General features: G+C 57.5%; 19 protein-coding genes. 4 read left to right on the top strand and 15 right to left on the bottom strand.

Annotated features, from left to right (window positions below):
- Positions 1-144: 144 nt before the first annotated feature.
- The gene (locus tag ACQZ51_RS14460; RefSeq protein WP_448778195.1) at positions 145-900 is read left to right on the top strand and encodes an SDR family oxidoreductase; all 756 of its coding nucleotides are present in this window, start codon (positions 145-147) and stop codon (positions 898-900) included.
- A gap of 378 nt (positions 901-1,278) precedes the next feature.
- Here the strand turns inward: ACQZ51_RS14460 and ACQZ51_RS14455 are convergent, their stop codons facing one another.
- Together ACQZ51_RS14455 and ACQZ51_RS14450 are read right to left on the bottom strand one after the other, a co-directional pair.
- A complete protein-coding gene (locus ACQZ51_RS14455; RefSeq protein ID WP_448778194.1) occupies positions 1,279-1,953 on the bottom strand; it encodes a DsbA family protein in 675 nt (224 codons plus the stop codon).
- A gap of 17 nt (positions 1,954-1,970) precedes the next feature.
- Positions 1,971-2,546: a flavodoxin family protein gene (locus ACQZ51_RS14450; protein ID WP_448778193.1), complete on the bottom strand. Its 576-nt coding sequence runs from the start codon at positions 2,544-2,546 to the stop codon at positions 1,971-1,973.
- A 119-nt stretch (positions 2,547-2,665) separates the two neighbouring features.
- On the opposite strand from ACQZ51_RS14450, the gene ACQZ51_RS14445 reads away from it, so the two are divergent.
- Complete coding sequence (locus tag ACQZ51_RS14445; protein WP_448778192.1) at positions 2,666-3,580, top strand: LysR substrate-binding domain-containing protein; 915 nt, start codon at positions 2,666-2,668, stop codon at positions 3,578-3,580.
- A 238-nt stretch (positions 3,581-3,818) separates the two neighbouring features.
- On the opposite strand, the gene ACQZ51_RS14440 is transcribed toward ACQZ51_RS14445, so the two are convergent.
- On the bottom strand, positions 3,819-4,160 hold the full coding sequence (locus ACQZ51_RS14440) for a hypothetical protein (RefSeq protein ID WP_448778190.1): 342 nt from the start codon (positions 4,158-4,160) through the stop codon (positions 3,819-3,821).
- Between the two features lie 135 nt (positions 4,161-4,295).
- Between ACQZ51_RS14440 and ACQZ51_RS14435 the strand changes: the two genes are divergently transcribed.
- Positions 4,296-4,892 (top strand): TetR/AcrR family transcriptional regulator, encoded by a 597-nt coding sequence (locus ACQZ51_RS14435; RefSeq protein WP_448778188.1) that lies wholly within the window; start codon positions 4,296-4,298, stop codon positions 4,890-4,892.
- 149 nt (positions 4,893-5,041) lie between these two features.
- On the opposite strand, the gene ACQZ51_RS14430 is transcribed toward ACQZ51_RS14435, so the two are convergent.
- The 12 genes from ACQZ51_RS14430 to phnG all read right to left on the bottom strand — a co-directional run bounded on the left by ACQZ51_RS14430 (position 5,042) and on the right by phnG (position 14,663).
- Positions 5,042-5,341, bottom strand: coding sequence for a hypothetical protein (locus ACQZ51_RS14430; protein WP_448778186.1), 300 nt, complete (start codon positions 5,339-5,341; stop codon positions 5,042-5,044).
- Positions 5,342-5,484: 143 nt separating this feature from the next.
- Positions 5,485-6,636, bottom strand: a complete 1,152-nt coding sequence (locus ACQZ51_RS14425) for an alpha-D-ribose 1-methylphosphonate 5-triphosphate diphosphatase (RefSeq protein ID WP_448778184.1) — start codon at positions 6,634-6,636, stop codon at positions 5,485-5,487.
- Between the two features lie 34 nt (positions 6,637-6,670).
- Positions 6,671-7,489, bottom strand: coding sequence for a phosphonate ABC transporter, permease protein PhnE (gene phnE, locus ACQZ51_RS14420; protein WP_448778183.1), 819 nt, complete (start codon positions 7,487-7,489; stop codon positions 6,671-6,673).
- A 64-nt stretch (positions 7,490-7,553) separates the two neighbouring features.
- Positions 7,554-8,552, bottom strand: coding sequence for a phosphonate ABC transporter substrate-binding protein (phnD, locus tag ACQZ51_RS14415; protein WP_448778181.1), 999 nt, complete (start codon positions 8,550-8,552; stop codon positions 7,554-7,556).
- A gap of 24 nt (positions 8,553-8,576) precedes the next feature.
- Positions 8,577-9,419, bottom strand: coding sequence for a phosphonate ABC transporter ATP-binding protein (gene phnC / locus ACQZ51_RS14410; protein ID WP_448778179.1), 843 nt, complete (start codon positions 9,417-9,419; stop codon positions 8,577-8,579).
- Between the two features lie 84 nt (positions 9,420-9,503).
- A complete protein-coding gene (locus ACQZ51_RS14405; protein WP_448778177.1) occupies positions 9,504-10,118 on the bottom strand; it encodes a DapH/DapD/GlmU-related protein in 615 nt (204 codons plus the stop codon).
- Positions 10,115-10,861 (bottom strand): phosphonate C-P lyase system protein PhnL, encoded by a 747-nt coding sequence (phnL, locus tag ACQZ51_RS14400; protein ID WP_448778175.1) that lies wholly within the window; start codon positions 10,859-10,861, stop codon positions 10,115-10,117. The genes ACQZ51_RS14405 and phnL overlap by 4 nt, the downstream gene beginning before the upstream one ends.
- A gap of 1 nt (position 10,862) precedes the next feature.
- Positions 10,863-11,636, bottom strand: coding sequence for a phosphonate C-P lyase system protein PhnK (gene phnK / locus ACQZ51_RS14395; protein ID WP_448778173.1), 774 nt, complete (start codon positions 11,634-11,636; stop codon positions 10,863-10,865).
- Complete coding sequence (locus ACQZ51_RS14390; RefSeq protein ID WP_448778171.1) at positions 11,633-12,514, bottom strand: alpha-D-ribose 1-methylphosphonate 5-phosphate C-P-lyase PhnJ; 882 nt, start codon at positions 12,512-12,514, stop codon at positions 11,633-11,635. Before ACQZ51_RS14390 ends, phnK begins: the two co-directional genes overlap by 4 nt.
- Positions 12,511-13,599, bottom strand: coding sequence for a carbon-phosphorus lyase complex subunit PhnI (locus ACQZ51_RS14385; RefSeq protein WP_448778169.1), 1,089 nt, complete (start codon positions 13,597-13,599; stop codon positions 12,511-12,513). The genes ACQZ51_RS14390 and ACQZ51_RS14385 overlap by 4 nt, the downstream gene beginning before the upstream one ends.
- Positions 13,600-13,602: 3 nt before the next feature.
- Positions 13,603-14,199, bottom strand: a complete 597-nt coding sequence (phnH, locus tag ACQZ51_RS14380) for a phosphonate C-P lyase system protein PhnH (protein WP_448778168.1) — start codon at positions 14,197-14,199, stop codon at positions 13,603-13,605.
- Positions 14,199-14,663: a phosphonate C-P lyase system protein PhnG gene (phnG, locus tag ACQZ51_RS14375; RefSeq protein ID WP_448778167.1), complete on the bottom strand. Its 465-nt coding sequence runs from the start codon at positions 14,661-14,663 to the stop codon at positions 14,199-14,201. Before phnG ends, phnH begins: the two co-directional genes overlap by 1 nt.
- 97 nt (positions 14,664-14,760) lie before the next feature.
- On the opposite strand from phnG, the gene phnF reads away from it, so the two are divergent.
- Entirely contained in the window at positions 14,761-15,495 is a 735-nt protein-coding gene (gene phnF, locus ACQZ51_RS14370; RefSeq protein WP_448778165.1) for a phosphonate metabolism transcriptional regulator PhnF, read from the top strand.
- The last annotated feature ends 164 nt before the right edge of the window (positions 15,496-15,659 follow it).

The raw sequence follows: 15,659 nt of genomic DNA, 5'->3' as shown, positions 1-15,659 counted from the left end.
GTGGCACGACATCGGTCTGGGTTCAACGTCATTAGCAGGAATGTGCAAATTTTAGACCGGATCAGACACGCGATGCGGTTGGGAGGGTGACACGCTAGTGCCGAGAACTCGACCCCGAGTTGAACTCTGAAAAGGACAAGTCTTATGGAAATTAAAGGCGCAGTTGTGCTCGTGACCGGCGCTTCCTCGGGTATTGGCGAGGCAACAGCACGCGCTGCTGTCCAGTCTGGAGCGCGGGTCGTTCTGATGGCGCGTAGAAAAGATCGTATCGATGCGCTGGCGAGGGAACTTGGACACCACGCCCTGGCAGTTAGCTGCGACGTCACACGCCCTGAACCGGTCAAACAAGCCGTGGCTGCCGCTATAGATGAGTTTGGCCGTATCGATGTTCTGGTGAATAACGCAGGCCAGGGGCTTCACGCCACTATCGAAGACATTGGCATCGACGATTTCCGAGAATTGCTCGATCTGAACACTGTTGCTCCCTTAGTTATGATGCAGGCGGTCATTCCTTACATGCGCAAACAAGGCGCTGGGAGCATTGTCAATGTCAGTTCGGGGGCGACACTGGCAACATATCCAGGCTCGGCTGCCTACACCAGTTCCAAATCCGCTTTGAACATGCTCTCAGGCGTTGCGCGGCTGGAGCTTGCCGACGAGGGAATAGTCGTATCGATAATGCACCCTTCTATTACTGCTACCGAATTCTATGGCTCCGTTAAATCGGGTCTGGATTTAGCAAAGGCACAAGAAGCTGGGACGGCATCGATTGCGCAATCCCCCGAGCTGGTGGCAGGCGTTATTCTCGGCTTGATCAAGAGCGGTCATGCCCAGGCAGATCTAGTCCCAAAGGAGTATGGGGGCAGCTATGAAGGCACACCGAACCCCTTATCCACTTAAACAAGGGACGCGATACATCCGGTGGAAATGGCCGCTAAAAGCCCAACTCGGACCACACTGCCTACGTTTGGATATCGGTTTTTGCATTTCGGCAATCGGTCGTCGGTTCGTATTCTTTCAAGGCGCCAACTGAGCACCTCAGGATATCGACCAATTGCGCATTTCCAGACCGTGCTTTTGCGCGAAGGGAAGAGCTTAGACACCGTGCGGCTAGGGCCCTTGGTTCCCGTTTCCCAATGGCAGGTTGGGACGGTTGTGTTGGAAGATACGTATGTGCCGCCGATTGGGATAAAGCCCGGAGTTCTCACTCCGGGCAGCCCCTACATCACTGTTTCGCCTTGAGCGGCGGCAAGAGCGATGGGCTCTTGTTGAGAGGCGTTATGGGCCCGCATTAATTGCGCCGAGTGCATCCATGAGACGGCCCACACCCGCATAAAGGTCCTGCCCGCCGACGATGTAATTCTGACCGTCGATGACGGCAACCAGTTGCGGTACGCCACGTATGCCGAGCGCCGCCATTGCCTGCTGCGTTTTATGGATGCGGGTATCGGACGCAGCCTTCAGTATTGGATCGTGAAGCATACGTTCGGTCAGTTTAGTTTTGTCGAACGCGAAGCCAACCTCAGCGGCCACAGCCACAGCAATGCGCGCCACCACCCCGGGCATCGATGTATCCTGACCCTCGACATAGCGGGCGATCTGCGCACGGTGGAGGAAGAGAGCCTCCAGGCCACTATCCGCCTCTCCAAGCGCGACCAGCGCGTGGGTCAACGCGGTTGAGTCGAAAATGCCGTTCGGTGCGAGCAGCACATTGCGGTGGTAGTCGTCACTGAAGCGTTGCCCGGTGAGGCGAGCGATCTGCTGGTCGTTGCGCCAGGCATGGTCCGCCATTGCGCTCACCGGACGCGGCTGCGTGAAGAGACCAGACGGCATCATCGTCAGCCGGTCACCAACTTCAGCGGCCAGATCGGCGAGGGCCGGCGCACTGGCGTAGCACCAGCCGCACAGGGGGTCGAAAAAGTATTGAAACCGCATGTCGTTGGTACGGGTCATCTTCGCCTCCATGCTGACTAAGGTCTTGCCAGCCGATCCGCGAACCTGGCGACGCGCTCGCCAAGTATACGGGCCGTTTCCAGATCGCCTGGGAAAGGCGCCTGCTCGGGCGTGGCATCCGACGGCGAGATCGCGTAGGCGCCGCCGAAGCCGCCAGCCCAATTCGTGTCGCCGCCGCCGCTCGCAAGCTTGTTGGACGGCAGGATGCCGGGCCCGACCCAAAGCTGCCCGTGCTGCTGCGACAGTGTCCAGAAGTACGACATCGTAGAGAATTTATCGCCATTCAACGATGCCGAGTTGGTGAAGCCGGCCGCCAGTTTGTCCTTCCACAACTGGCCGAACCACGACTTGGAACTGGCATCGGCAAAGCGTTTGAACTGCCAGGGAACGCCACCCATGTAGGTCGGGCTGCCATAGACGATTGCATCGGCTGTGCCGATTGTCTCCAGAGTTTCGGCCGGTAGATCTCCGTCCTGGGGGATGCGGATCATTGTCACCTCGGCACCAGCACCCTCTGCGCCACGCTGCACCGCTTCCGCCTGCCGCACGGTGTGGCCATAGCCGCTGAAATATACGATCGCTATCTTGCTCATCGATTGGTCCCTTGTGAGCGGCAGCTGCCGCGTTTTCTTGAGGAGCAGATTAGTTCGCAGGATGAGCTGGATAAATCAGCACAAATTGTACATACTGTAAGTCAAAATCGGACAATCAAATGATAAAAGATGCTCCCAATCTCAACCGGTTGAGGTATTTTGCGGCCACCGTCGAAGCGGGCTCCTTCACGCGTGCAGCCGAACATCTTGGGGTGGCAAAGACTGTGGTGAGCCATCAAGTTGCCAAGCTTGAGGAAGAACTCCGCGTTGCGCTGCTTAAGCGCACAACCCGCAAGCTTCATCTCACCGATGCCGGCAGGCGCTTCTACGAACGCGCCATCGGAATCCTGCGTGATTCAGATGATGCCTTTGGTGAGGCAGCGCAGGGCGTAGAAACTCCTGCCGGCACGCTGACGGTCACCGCGCCTTGTGACTACGGGCAAGCGGTGGTTGCACCAGCGATAACGGAGTTCCTGCGGCGCTTTCCCGGTTTGCAGGCGAATGTGACGTTCGACGATACCGTTATCGACCTCATCGATGCCGAAGTTGATGTCGCCATCCGGCTCGGCTGGCTTGCCAACAGTGCCTTGCAGATGCGACGGCTCGGCACTTTTCGGCAGTTGCTGGTCTGTGCGCCTGGTTTCGCTGCACGCAGCCCAAATGCGACCTTACCAACGCAGCTTTCGGCGCTACCCTGGGTCGGCAACAGGCTATTGCGCCAACCGTTGGAATGGACATTCTCTCATGGCGCGCAGAAGAGCCATGTTGTGGGAACGTTGGCGATCATGGCCGACAAGACGCCAACGACCCACGCGTGCGTTCTTGCAGGCGGTGGACTCTCAGTCTTGCCGGATTTCGTTGTGGCCGCAGATATCGCAGCCGGGCGCCTGATACATCTCCTTCCCGAATGGCGCCTGCCGGAGGGAGGTGTGTTTGCCGTCTATCCCGAGGCACGGTTTCGACCGGCTCGCGTGCGACACTTTATCGACGTGCTGGCGGAGATCGAAAACAAGCGATCAGCGACGGCGTTCTAGATCGCGACCATTAGGATAAGGTCGAAATCTCTTCTGTTGTCGCCCAATTCGATATCGACCCGAAGTCTTTCAGGTTCGAAGTTGTTGACATGAACAGGATGCTTTTTGCCGAGCTTCTCTGCAGCGCCGGCAGAACCGGGTCAACTTGATGTGCGAGCAAGGTTACGATGACGAGATCGTACGGCAGATCTTCGTCTAGCTGCCGATGCCTACCGCCGCATATTCCTGTTATCTCTGGCTACTTGACTGGCTTGCCGCTCGTTTGCCACGTCTTATGCACGTCGGCCCAATCAGGAATGTTCTCGGAATAGAATCCAAGTGTCTTACCTGTTGCAATGGATCCGAATGCTTTCATTGCCTTCAGGTGGGCGCCAGCGAGGAGATATCGCCGCATCGCGCTTTCGTCCTTCCAAACTGTCCTGGTGTGGTGGACGCCATTTATCAGGCGCGCGTCTGTGGCGATGTTGCCTTCGGCTTCTCTCGCCTGTGCCATCGACCTGATCGCATGCCACCAGAATCGGAAGAAGTGACGCCGCCCTTTAAGCTGGAGGCCGGTAATCGATATGTAGACCATTGTCATTGCCATCTCTCCAGTTAAACGGCGCTGCACAAGCAGGCTCATCACATTAAAGCGCGCTTATCTAGACACCGTCTAAATTGATGGCAGGAAGCTATGCTCTGGTCAAGCGCAATCTAGTCAGTGTAAGGATTGCGTATGAAACCTTATCATCACGGATCATTGCGCCAAGCTCTGCTAGACGCCGCGGAGGCTATTTTGGACCGGGACGGCATCGGCGGACTTACGTTACGAGCGACCGCCCGAGAAGCGGGCGTCTCCCACGGTGCGCCGGCCCACCACTTTGGCGATCTCGTCGGTTTGCTGACGGAGTTGGCGGCCTCCGGTTTCGTGCGGCTTCGTGAAACGGTGTTGACGGAGGTAGACGAAACAGCGGCTCAGGCAAGGCCATCCACTTATAATGCAGCGCTTGGACGCGGCTATATCCGGTTTGCTCGGGCCCATCCGGGCATCTTCCTCCTGATGTTCCGCTCAGAGCGACTGGATTGGTCCTCTCCCTCTCTGTCAGCCGCAGGCCCGGCAGCTTTTGCGCTCCTTTCGAGCCAAAGTGCTGGCGACATGGAAGAGGAGAGCGACCTCGAAAAGCTGATCCTTGCAAGCACCCGCTGGTCCCTGATGCACGGATTGGCGACCTTGATCATCGATGGGAGGCTTGCAGCGATGACGCAGAGCGTCCCAGGTGCCGATCTTGAAAAACTGATTGGGCAGGTACTCTCTCGCGGTCTGATTCAATAGAGTTAGATCGATACAGCCTGTGCATATCGGCTGACCTCGGTTTTGCGTCCGCTGGCTATTTCGCAAACCTAAATCCTGCGAAATGCAATGCTGTTGAATTGAGGTGCAAAACCGGGTGAACATTGCGCACTGCGGGGCGTCCTCCGATGCTAACCTGCGCTCACGATCTTATATCGGTCTATCCGGCCTCGTAGTGCGCCAATAACGGCTTGCAAGAATTCGTGTCGCCGGGGGTTGGACGTTGCCACAAGTGTCTTTTCCAGCCGGTCGTGAATCTTGTTCATGAACCCGACGTGGTCAAAACTGTGAGCAGCAATGTTGACCTCGACCTCCTCCATATAGTGAGAAAGGTGCGGGCCCAGCTCAAGGTTTGAATCCGTTTGGTAATGAGCCGCCATGCGCTCTGCAAGTGTTGCCATCTGGGCGTGGGGACCATACGTCTCGCTCATTCCGTCTCCTTTTCTAATCTCAGCAGATTACATAGGCACGGTTACTTTTAAGCACGAGATATTTTCTCCGCCATCGCGAAAACGTTATCTTTGCCCGGCCAGATGCCGGCACTTTTTTGCCGGGCAATAAGATGCCTTTTCATTCAGGCGACACGCATTCCCTCCCGCCAGACGCCAGCAATGAACGGCGGCAGGCCTGTTGTGGTCCGCACTCTAACCAGATCGGCGCGGCGTCCAATCTCGATCCGCCCACGGTCATGCAGCTTTGCCGCATCGGCCGGGTTGGCCGAGACGAGCCGGATGGCGTGAGGAAGGGCGATAATCTGTTTTTCTGCAAGCAGAAACGCCGCCTGAACCAGGCTGAACGGGACGTAGTCGGAGGAAAGGATATCCAGCGCACCGTTACTGAGAAGATCGAGGGCCGAAACGTTGCCGGAGTGTGAGCCGCCGCGAACAACATTTGGGGCACCCATCAGGATCTGAAGTCCCGCCTGACGGGAAAGTTCAGCAGCAGTGACCGTGGTTGGAAATTCCGCCATCGATATACCGAGTTCAATACCCTCGGCAACGTGCTCGGCGGTCGCGTCGTCATGCGAGGCGATAGAAATGCCCGCAGCGTGGCAACGATCTGCGATCAGTTTCCGATTTTTTACGGAATTTGCCTCGGATTCTGCAAGTCGTCTTTCACTAAACGCTTTGAATGCTTCGTCAGAGAGCTTCTTCTTGCCCTGATAATAGATGCGATACGAGTCTAGGCTCACAAATTGGCGCTGGCCGGGTGCGTGGTCCATCAAAGAGGCGAGGCGTATGCGGTTGTTTCCGCTCATCTCGTCAAAATGTTCGACCACATCTGGCACCGAAACTTCGCAGCGCAGGTGGATGAAATGTTCGGCACGCAGCCTGTTGGCAGCGGTGGCAGTGCAAATGGTCTGCGCCATGGCTGACATTTCGGGAGCCCCGAGTTCGGTGTCACCATCCATTCCGACGCGCAGTGCATCGAAAACGGTGGTGATGCCGGATATGGCGATCTGCCCGTCGTGAGCCTGAAGTGCCGCATCCATGTTCCACCGCACTTTCGGGCGTGGTTGGAAATGGGTTTCAAGATGGTCGGTATGAAGTTCCACGCAACCAGGCATGATGGTGTCGCCGCCAAGATCGATGCCGGAAACCGAGGAGCCGGTGGCGATGTCTGCAATCTTACCATCACGGACAACAAGCGTGCCCTGTACTATCTCGTCATGAAGAATGATGGAGCCGTTTGTGAAGATGAGTTCAGATGTCATTTTTGGGGTCATTCTCGTGTTGGGACGCTCGTCATGGCAAGCAGGGTCAGATGACGAGCTTGCGCAGTTGCTGCGAAATGAGGTCCATCACCGTCACCGTCAGCACGATGATAATGATGATTGCCGAGGCCTGCGGGTAGTAGAAGCCACGGATTGTTTCGAACAGGATCTGGCCAATGCCACCGGCGCCGATGAGGCCGAGCACGGTGGCTGATCGAATGTTGGATTCAAGCCGATACAATGAAAACGAGATCCAGAGCGGCAGGACCTGTGGAATGACGCCAAAGATCACCTGCTGAATGCGGGATGCGCCCGTCGTGCGGATAGCCTCGACCGGACGTGGGTCAATCGCCTCCACCGCTTCGGAAAACAGTTTGGCGAGAATGCCAGTGGTGTGGATGAACAGAGCCATCACGCCTGCAAACGGTCCAAGACCGACAGCAACGACGAACAGGACGGCGAACACGACTTCATGGATGGCGCGGAACATGTCCATCAGTCGGCGGACGGGCTGATTGACCCACCATGGCGCCATGTTATGCGCTGAGAGAATGCCAAGTGGGACAGACAGGATGACCGAAAGGAACGTACCCCAAAGCGCGATCTGGACGGTGACGAGCATTTCCTCGAGATAATATTGCCAGGTCTTGAAATCTGGCCTGAGAAAATCCTTGGCGTAGTCCGCCATGTTGCCGCTGTCAGTAAACAGGTAAGTCCAGCGGCTCATCTCTGCGGGTCCCCAGCTGAATGCCAGCGCCGCCAGGATACCAAGCGTCAGTAACCCATTCCGCATTCCGCCCTGCCGCTTCGCATGGGACATGGCTGGTTTGGCGGTGGTGTTCGCCGGAAGGATTGTTTCGCTCATTGTTACGGTCCAAGTTTCGGAAAAAGGAGCGGATACAAGATCCGCCCGTTGATGACAGGTGCAATCAGCTCTTGGAAGCCAATGCGAGTTCGGCTTCGAACTTTGCCTTCTGCTCGGTCAAGGCCTTGATTTTGGTAGCCTTGGCTTCAGCGGAAAGGGTGGCATCCGCGTCAACCTGCGAGATGGACTTCGAGAGTTCCATGACGCGGACTGGCAGAAGCTGCTTGTCGCTCGAGGCACGGAACGGTGCCCACTTCAGGCCTGCGAGGATCTTCTTTTCTGCAGCGACATCGCCCGTCGATTTGTCTGTGCCGTAGGTCATGAAGAAGTCGCGGATCTTCGTCTTGGAAGCTTCCGGAAGGTTCTTGCGCCATACAATCGGGTCAGACGGGATCAGAGGCGAGCGCCAGATTTCGCGGATTTTTGCGAAAGCTTCAGGCTTGTTCTGCTTAATCAACGCCATATTCTCGGTGTTGTTGGCAGCAGCGTCGACCTGCTTGTTGGCAACAGCCATGGCATTGGTTTCATGGTTGGCATTGGTGACGTTCTTGAAGCACGTCTTCGGATCTATGCCCTTGGCGCTAAATACGAACGTCATCGGAACAAGGTAGCCAGACGTTGAATTGGGGTCGCCAAGACCGAAGTTGATCGACTTGTCGCATTTCAGCAGGTCATCGATGTTCTTCAGCGGGCTGTCAGTTGGCACGATAACAACCGACCAGTAACCCGGCTCACCACTTGCGGGAACGCTCTGTACGAAAATTTCGCCATCGGCGCGGTCCACAGCTTCCATTGCAGACTTGTTGCCGTACCAGGCGATCTGAACCTTGTCGAAGCGCATGCCTTCGATGATGCCGGCATAGTCCGAAGCAAAGAATGCCTTCACATCAAGGCCGGTCTTCTTCTTCATGTCGGCAAGAAGTGGATCCCAGTTTGTCTTGAGGTTCTGCTGGGATTCGGTGGAAATGATGCCGAAGTTGATTGTGCTTTCCTGCGCAAAGGCCGCGGAGGTCATCGTAAAGGCGACAGACATCGCCGCCATGCTTTTCAGTATCGCGTTCATGTTTGGTCTCCGGTGCTGTGTTGATCAGGCAGTCGTTAGGACCGGCTGACGTTTGACTGACCCGGTGGCGACCACCGGTGTCGATTGCTCCGCCGGGGCATCCGGCAGGACGAGTTCTTCCGAGGCCGACCCATAGAGTTCGGCAAGGAAAGCGTTGGAAAGGGCTGTCGATGGGCCATCGAAGACAATCACGCCGTCGCGCATTGCGATTGTCCGCTTGCAGTAGCGCCGCGCGTATTCGACCTGATGCAGTGAAACGAGAATCGTGATGTCGTCCTGCCTGTTGATATCGGCCAGCACGTCCATGACGCGGCGCGCCGAGGAAGGGTCGAGCGCCGAAATCGGCTCATCGGCAATCAGGATTTTTGCTCCCTGGACCAGGGTTCGGGCGATTGCCGCGCGTTGCTGCTGGCCACCGGAAAGGGTCGATGAGCGTTGCGCAGCGACCTGCGGAATGCCGACGCGGGCAAGGGCCGCACGCGCCTTGTCCTTTTCGGCGCGGTTGAACAGACCAAGCGTTCCGCGCCAGCGGGGAACATGGCCGAGATGGCCGACCAGCACATTGGTCAGCACCGACAACCGGCCAACAAGGTTGAACTGCTGGAAGATTACCGAAACTGCACCACGCTTGACCCGACCGGTCATGCGACCGGCCTTTTGCGATACCGTGCCGAGAATGTCGATCTGCCCGCTCTGACCATCCGCCGTTTCAAGACCCGCTAGATGCCGGATCAGCGTGCTCTTGCCGGAACCGGACGCGCCAATCAGCGCGACCATTTCGCCGCGTTCCAGTGTCAGGCTGACGCCCGCAAGCGCACGAGTGGCACCGTAATTTTTAGAAAGATTGGAAACCGTAATCGCAGTCATTGCTCGTCTCCATGGCTCGGTCGGTTCGAAGAGATTGGTTGGTTTTCGATGATCGTGCAGTGACGCTTTGATGAAGTTTTTGCGTCAACCGCCGTAACGGGAAAGAAATTCTTCAGCTGGCAGTTTGCGGAAGTCTTCAAGCGCTTCGAACAGCTGGTCATGTGGCCAATCCCACCAAGCGAGGTGGTCCATGCGATCACCAATACCATCAGCAAATCTGGCTCTGATCAGTCGCGCGGGGACACCGCCGACCACGGTGTATGGTGCGACATCACGAGACACCACGGCGCCTGCGCCAACAACGGCCCCATTGCCAATTGTGACGCCGGGAAGAAGTGTTACGCCGTGGCCGAGCCAGACATCGTGACCGATGGAGACGCGCTTTGCCCGACGTTCGGCAAAGAAGTCCGTCTCGTCAGCGGCTCCCGGCCAGTAGTCTCCGGCCCGATAGGTAAAGTGATGAAGGCTGGCGCGATCCATCGGATGATTGGTGGCATTGATGCGCACGCAAGCGGCAATGTTGACGAACTTGCCGATTGTCGCGCACCATACTTGGCCGCCTCGTTCGATATAGGAATAGTCGCCAAGATCGGTCTCGGAGACGCGGCATAGCTCGGCGATCTCGGTGTAGATGCCGAGAGTGGAGCCACTGACCTCAGCTGTGGGATGGATCAATGGCTGGATTGAGAGCTTGGTCATGCTGCGACCTTTCGGGCGGAGAATGCAGACACATCTAGAATCCGTGTCGCGACGGCGTCGCGAACGGGCTGGTCGTGGAATATCCCAAGGATCGCTGTGCCCTTGGCACGCTTTTCCGCGATCATTGCCACGACCACGTCCCGGTTTTCCGCGTCCAGCGATGCTGTCGGTTCATCGAGAAGCAGGATCGGATGATCGGTTACAAACCCACGGGCGATGTTGACGCGCTGCTTCTCGCCGCCCGAAAACGTGGCAGGCGGCAAGCCGAACAGGGTTTCCGGCAGGTTCAGCCTTGAGAGCAATGCCCCGGCTGTTTCAAGCGCCTCGTCACGCGCCACACCGCGAGACGTTAACGGTTCGGCGACGACTTCCAGCGCTGAAACACGAGGAACGGCACGCAGAAACTGGCTGACGTAGCCAATGCTGTGTTTGCGCAATTCCAGCACCAGTCTCGGATCGCCGCTGCCGATATCCTGTACTGCCAGAGACGCGCCATCCCGGACCAATATTTGGCCCGCGTCGATGGCGTAGTTGCCGTAGACCATGCGCAGGATCGAGGATTTTCCGACCCCTGACGGACCGCCGAGGACGACGCATTCGCCGCGGTGCAAATCGAAACTCACATTTTTGACGACCGGCAGGACGAGGCCATCGCGCAAGTGCATGGTGAAGGATTTCGCGACGTCCCGCACTGAAAGCAGCACGGTGTCGTCGAGGGTTGTTGGTGGGGCATAAAGTGTCATCTCAGCTCTCCGGGATCGAAGCGACAAGTAGCTGGGTGTAGGCATGCTGCGGATCGTCCAGCACCCTGTCGGTCAGTCCCTGCTCTACAATCCGGCCACGCTTCATGACGATCATCCGTTGCGACAGCAGACGGGCGACAGCCAGATCATGAGTAACAAGGACGACGGACAGACTAAGGTCGTTCACCAGGCCCCGCAAAAGATCGAGTACGCGGGCCTGAACCGAGACATCGAGGCCGCCGGTTGGCTCGTCCATGAAGATCAGCCGGGGATGTGTGACCAGATTGCGGGCAATCTGGAGCCGCTGACGCATGCCGCCGGAAAACTCTACTGGCTGGTCGTCGATACGGTCGGTGGCGATCTCGACGCGGGACAGCCATTCGCCAGCGGTGCGGCGAATATCGCCGTAGTGCCGTTCGCCGACTGCCATCAGCCTTTCGCCGACATTGGCGCCGGCGGAAACCCGCATCCGCAATCCATCAGCTGGATTCTGGTGCACGAAGCCCCAGTCGGTGCGCATCAGGAACCGGCGTTCTGCTTCGGAGAGATCGGCGAGGTCAGGGAACTCTCCGTCCCGCATGCGATATCGTACGCTTCCGGACGATCGGTCGAGACGGGCAGAGATACAATTCAGCAGCGTGGTTTTCCCGGAACCGGATTCGCCAACGATGGCAACGACTTCGCCGGGCCAGACGTCAAACGAGATATCCGTGCAGCCGATGAAACTACCATAGCGCCGTTCGAGGTCGCGAACGGAAAGGATGGTGCCGGTCATGGCTGATCTCCTGTCAATGACTGCGGCAATCCGGGTCCGTGATGACCTTCGGTCTGCCGTGTCTCGCAATGATCGGTATCGGAGCAGACGAACATACGACCACCACGGTCATCCGTGACCACTTCATCGAGGTACACATCGCTGGCATTGCAAAGCGCACAGGACGACGTGAATGTCTGCACGGCAAATGGATGGTCTTCAAAATCCAGACTAATGACCTTGGTGAATGGCGGCAAAGCGTAGATACGTTTTTCACGCCCGGCACCGAACAGCTGCAATGCCGGTGAATTGTGCATTTTCGGATTGTCGAATTTCGGGATCGGCGAGGGGTCCATCACATAACGGCCCTCGACCTTGACCGGGTAGGCATAGGTCGTTGCGATATGGCCATGCTGGGCGATGTCCTCGTAAAGCTTAACCTGGATCAGACCGTATTCTTCCAACCCATGCATGATGCGGGTTTCTGTTTCGCGCGGTTCGAGAAACCGCAGCGGCTCAGGAATAGGCACCTGATAGACAAGGATCTGACCTGACTTGAGAGGCGTTTCCGGGATGCGGTGGCGGGTCTGGATCACGCTTGCCTCTGTCGTCTTCGTTGTGGTCGCAACATTTGCGGTCTTGGCGAAGAATGCGCGGATGGAGACGGCGTTGGTGGTGTCGTCCGCACCTTGATCGATGACCTTCAGCACGTCGTCCGGCCCCAGAATGGCGGCGGTGACTTGAACGCCGCCGGTTCCCCAGCCATAGGGCATCGGCATTTCGCGGGAGGCGAAGGGGACCTGATAGCCGGGAATGGCGATCGCTTTCAAAATCGCACGGCGGATCATCCGCTTGGTCTGTTCGTCGAGATAAGCGAAATTGTAAGCGGGAAGGCTCATTCCGCCGCCTCCTTATGCGATGCGTCACTGCTTTCCTGCCGCAACATGCGCAGCAGGCCGAGTTCCGCCTGGAAATCCACGTAGTGGGGGAGCTTCAAATGCTCCACGAAACCTGTTGCTTCGACATTATCGCAATGGGCGAGGACGAATTCCTCGTCCTGAGCAGGTGCCAAACGCTGTTCGTCGAACTCTTCGGCGCGAAGGGCGCGGTCCACCAGGCTCATCGCCATTGCTTTTCGCTCTGACTGTCCAAAGACAAGACCATAGCCACGGGTAAAGCGCTGGCCGTTCTCAGCCGATCCCTTGAATTGCGAGACCATCTGGCATTCCGTGACGCGGATCGAACCAATCGCGACCGCGAAGCCAAGCTCTGGAATATCGATCTCGATCTCCACCAGCCCGATGCGTACTTCGCCAACAAAAGGATGCGTTCTGCCATAGCCACGCTGCGTCGAATAACCGAGCGAAAGCAGGAAACCTTCGTCGCCGCGCGCTAGCGCCTGCAGGCGCAGATCGCGACTGACTGGAAAAGCTGTCGGATCGCGTGTCAGGTCGGCGGGCTCCTTGTCCGAGGGCACGTCTGGTTCGATCAGGCCTTCGTCATTGAGAATGTCGGTGACGCGGGGATAGGCAACGTCACTATCGAGCGGTCGTCTGGCTGGCCGTTCCACCGGTTCGTCGCCGGCCATGGCCGGATCGATCAGGCGGTGTGTGTAGTCGAAGGTGGGGCCGAGCAACTGGCCTCCGGGAACATCCTTGTAGGTTGCAGACACACGCCGTTCGATCTGCATTGCGCCGGTATCGAGTGGTCTGGAATAGCCAAAACGGGGCAGAGTTGTGCGATAGGCGCGCAGGAGGAAGATTGCCTCAATCAGATCACCACGCGATTGGCGCACGGCCATGGCGGCAAGCTCAGGATCATAGAGAGAGCCTTCGGCCATGACCCGGTCTATGGCGAGCGACAATTGTCCGGCTATCTGCTCTAGGGTCAGGGCCGGTATGTCGCGTTCTCCGCGACGGCGGTCGGCCAGCAGCTTGTGAGCCTTGTCGATTGCGGCTTCGCCGCCCTTTACGGCTACATACATGTCTCAAGCCTCCCGGATGCGCGTCGTGCGCGGCAAGGCGATCGCTTCGGCATCACAGACAAGAATGAGGTCGAAGCCGAGCGGATATGACGCCGCATTGGACTTCATCACCTCGGTGAATCCCTCTGGCAAACAACTCGGCGCGATTTCGCAGATGGTTTCGATGCCGGGACCGGAGAGTTGGAGAGTTGCCCCGCCGACAAGAGATTGAACGGGTAGCAGCAATGTTGCCGAGCGGTCGGGATAAGCCATCGTTCCGCGGGCAAAAGCATGCCACCGCGTCGTGTCGCTCATCTCCGACAGGACGACAAAACTGGCTTTTCCGGCGTCCGGAGCGATAACCGCGCCGGTCTGAAAAGTCAGCCAGGCCGCAGCTTCACGTACATCACTCGAGGCCTCGAACCAGACAGGCGTATCATAATCAGCAAGCGTCAGGAGGATTGCCGATGCGGCAGAATTCAGGGGGTAAGGCCCGGTTGCACGTAGGCCGAGATCGACCATCGTGCCCGGACGAGACATTGCATCCATCACGGCGCGGAAAATATCCTGTGAGGCAAAAACCGGATCGACAAAGCCTCCGTCGAAAACTGCATCCTGCATCAATCTTCTCCTCGTGCGACGGTGAAGAAGTCAACTTTGGTGGCCTCTGTCTCTTCGGCGCGGCGAAGCTTTCCAGCGTTCATCGCATCGAGTGCGGGGCGGACGATCTTGCTGTCGATCTGCCCAACCCAATCCGGTATCTGCCGCAACGCATCCAGATGAGCGACGATGCGAGCTTTGCGCTTGTCCCTGCCAAGGATGATCGAATGCCCGATCTCTCCGCTTGCAAGCTTGACCGTTGCGCGGGTGACGCTGGCCTCGCCAAGGTTAAATGCAGCGCCTCCGCCACCAACCTTGCCGCGGATCATGACGGCACCGATTTCCGGGCCGCGAACTGGAACTGCAGTCGGCAGCGTCGGCTCAAGTGCTTCATACTGTTCGGCAAGAATGTCTGCCGATGCCGCAGCCAGGATGTCCAGCGCGTTCTTTCTGGAGAAGATATCGGCATTGTTATCGCTGATCATTGTCGCTCCATATTTGTCTATTTGTGTAGACAAGTAGTCTTGTTGATTTTATACACTGAGAACGATGACGGTCGAATGACAGCTGGAAGATATTGCGATGAACGGAACGGATGATGGCATTTCGCGCTGGCGAAGGGTTGCAGACGGGTTACGCAGCGCCATCGGCGAAGGGGCAATCAACGATCAACTGCCTCCGGAAACCGAACTTGCGGCGCAATATGGCGTCAACCGCCATACGGTGCGGCGTGCGATCGCTGCACTTTCGAGCGAGGGTTTGCTGCGCGCCGAGCGCGGACGCGGCACTTTTGTCAACGCGGTCCAGAAGCGGATCGTCTACCCGATTGGAGCCAGAGCGCGCTTTTCCGAGAACATGATGCGCCAGTCGCTGGAACCATCGGGCCGACTTATCAACGCGCAACGAGTATCTGCGGATGCAACTCAGGCGCGGCTTCTGGAGTGTGGTGTTGGCATGCCTCTGCATCGCCTCGAACATCTGGCAGTGGTCGATGGAGTGCCGATGTCGCGTTCGACTTCGTTTTTCTCAGCCGACCGTTTTCCGGGAATTATCGCGGCCTATGCAGAGACAGGGTCGATCACCAAAGCTCTGATGCGCGAAGGTCTGGCGGATTACAGGCGACGCGAAACACGACTAACCGCAGAACGCGCCTCTGCGCGGGACGAGGATTTTTTAAACTGTGCATCGGATAGCATCATTCTCGTCAGTCAGGCCGTCGATGTCGATCTGGAGGATCGACCTGTGCAGAGCATCGTGACGCGGTTTCTTGCTGATCGAATGGAACTGGTTTTCTCAAATGCGCCAGTGATGTCTTGATCCTTGCATAAGGCAGTCCTCGCCTCCAGCTGGGAATGCTCGCCGGTTTCATGCTCGCGAAAGCCGGGTAAACCGTCGATGGGTGCGTGCGGACAGGAATTCGTTTAGCAGCCATTATTAGCGGTTAGCTTTGAAATGGCGGTTAACGCGATGAAGTTGGGCAT

The sequence above is a fragment of the Agrobacterium sp. CG674 genome (genome assembly GCF_053521645.1).
Note: the sequence above shows the minus strand (reverse complement) of the source record. Positions and strands in the feature narration are given on the sequence as shown.

Bases quoted from the DNA above. Each gene is read 5' to 3' on its own strand.
- ACQZ51_RS14460 (WP_448778195.1), top strand. From the start codon at position 145: ATGGAAATTAAAGGCGCAGTTGTGCTCGTGACCGGCGCTTCCTCGGGT.
- ACQZ51_RS14455 (WP_448778194.1), bottom strand. From the start codon at position 1,953: ATGACCCGTACCAACGACATGCGGTTTCAATACTTTTTCGACCCCCTG.
- ACQZ51_RS14450 (WP_448778193.1), bottom strand. From the start codon at position 2,546: ATGAGCAAGATAGCGATCGTATATTTCAGCGGCTATGGCCACACCGTG.
- ACQZ51_RS14445 (WP_448778192.1), top strand. From the start codon at position 2,666: ATGATAAAAGATGCTCCCAATCTCAACCGGTTGAGGTATTTTGCGGCC.
- ACQZ51_RS14440 (WP_448778190.1), bottom strand. From the start codon at position 4,160: ATGACAATGGTCTACATATCGATTACCGGCCTCCAGCTTAAAGGGCGG.
- ACQZ51_RS14435 (WP_448778188.1), top strand. From the start codon at position 4,296: ATGAAACCTTATCATCACGGATCATTGCGCCAAGCTCTGCTAGACGCC.
- ACQZ51_RS14430 (WP_448778186.1), bottom strand. From the start codon at position 5,341: ATGAGCGAGACGTATGGTCCCCACGCCCAGATGGCAACACTTGCAGAG.
- ACQZ51_RS14425 (WP_448778184.1), bottom strand. From the start codon at position 6,636: ATGACCCCAAAAATGACATCTGAACTCATCTTCACAAACGGCTCCATC.
- phnE (WP_448778183.1), bottom strand. From the start codon at position 7,489: ATGAGCGAAACAATCCTTCCGGCGAACACCACCGCCAAACCAGCCATG.
- phnD (WP_448778181.1), bottom strand. From the start codon at position 8,552: ATGAACGCGATACTGAAAAGCATGGCGGCGATGTCTGTCGCCTTTACG.
- phnC (WP_448778179.1), bottom strand. From the start codon at position 9,419: ATGACTGCGATTACGGTTTCCAATCTTTCTAAAAATTACGGTGCCACT.
- ACQZ51_RS14405 (WP_448778177.1), bottom strand. From the start codon at position 10,118: ATGACCAAGCTCTCAATCCAGCCATTGATCCATCCCACAGCTGAGGTC.
- phnL (WP_448778175.1), bottom strand. From the start codon at position 10,861: ATGACACTTTATGCCCCACCAACAACCCTCGACGACACCGTGCTGCTT.
- phnK (WP_448778173.1), bottom strand. From the start codon at position 11,636: ATGACCGGCACCATCCTTTCCGTTCGCGACCTCGAACGGCGCTATGGT.
- ACQZ51_RS14390 (WP_448778171.1), bottom strand. From the start codon at position 12,514: ATGAGCCTTCCCGCTTACAATTTCGCTTATCTCGACGAACAGACCAAG.
- ACQZ51_RS14385 (WP_448778169.1), bottom strand. From the start codon at position 13,599: ATGTATGTAGCCGTAAAGGGCGGCGAAGCCGCAATCGACAAGGCTCAC.
- phnH (WP_448778168.1), bottom strand. From the start codon at position 14,199: ATGCAGGATGCAGTTTTCGACGGAGGCTTTGTCGATCCGGTTTTTGCC.
- phnG (WP_448778167.1), bottom strand. From the start codon at position 14,663: ATGATCAGCGATAACAATGCCGATATCTTCTCCAGAAAGAACGCGCTG.
- phnF (WP_448778165.1), top strand. From the start codon at position 14,761: ATGAACGGAACGGATGATGGCATTTCGCGCTGGCGAAGGGTTGCAGAC.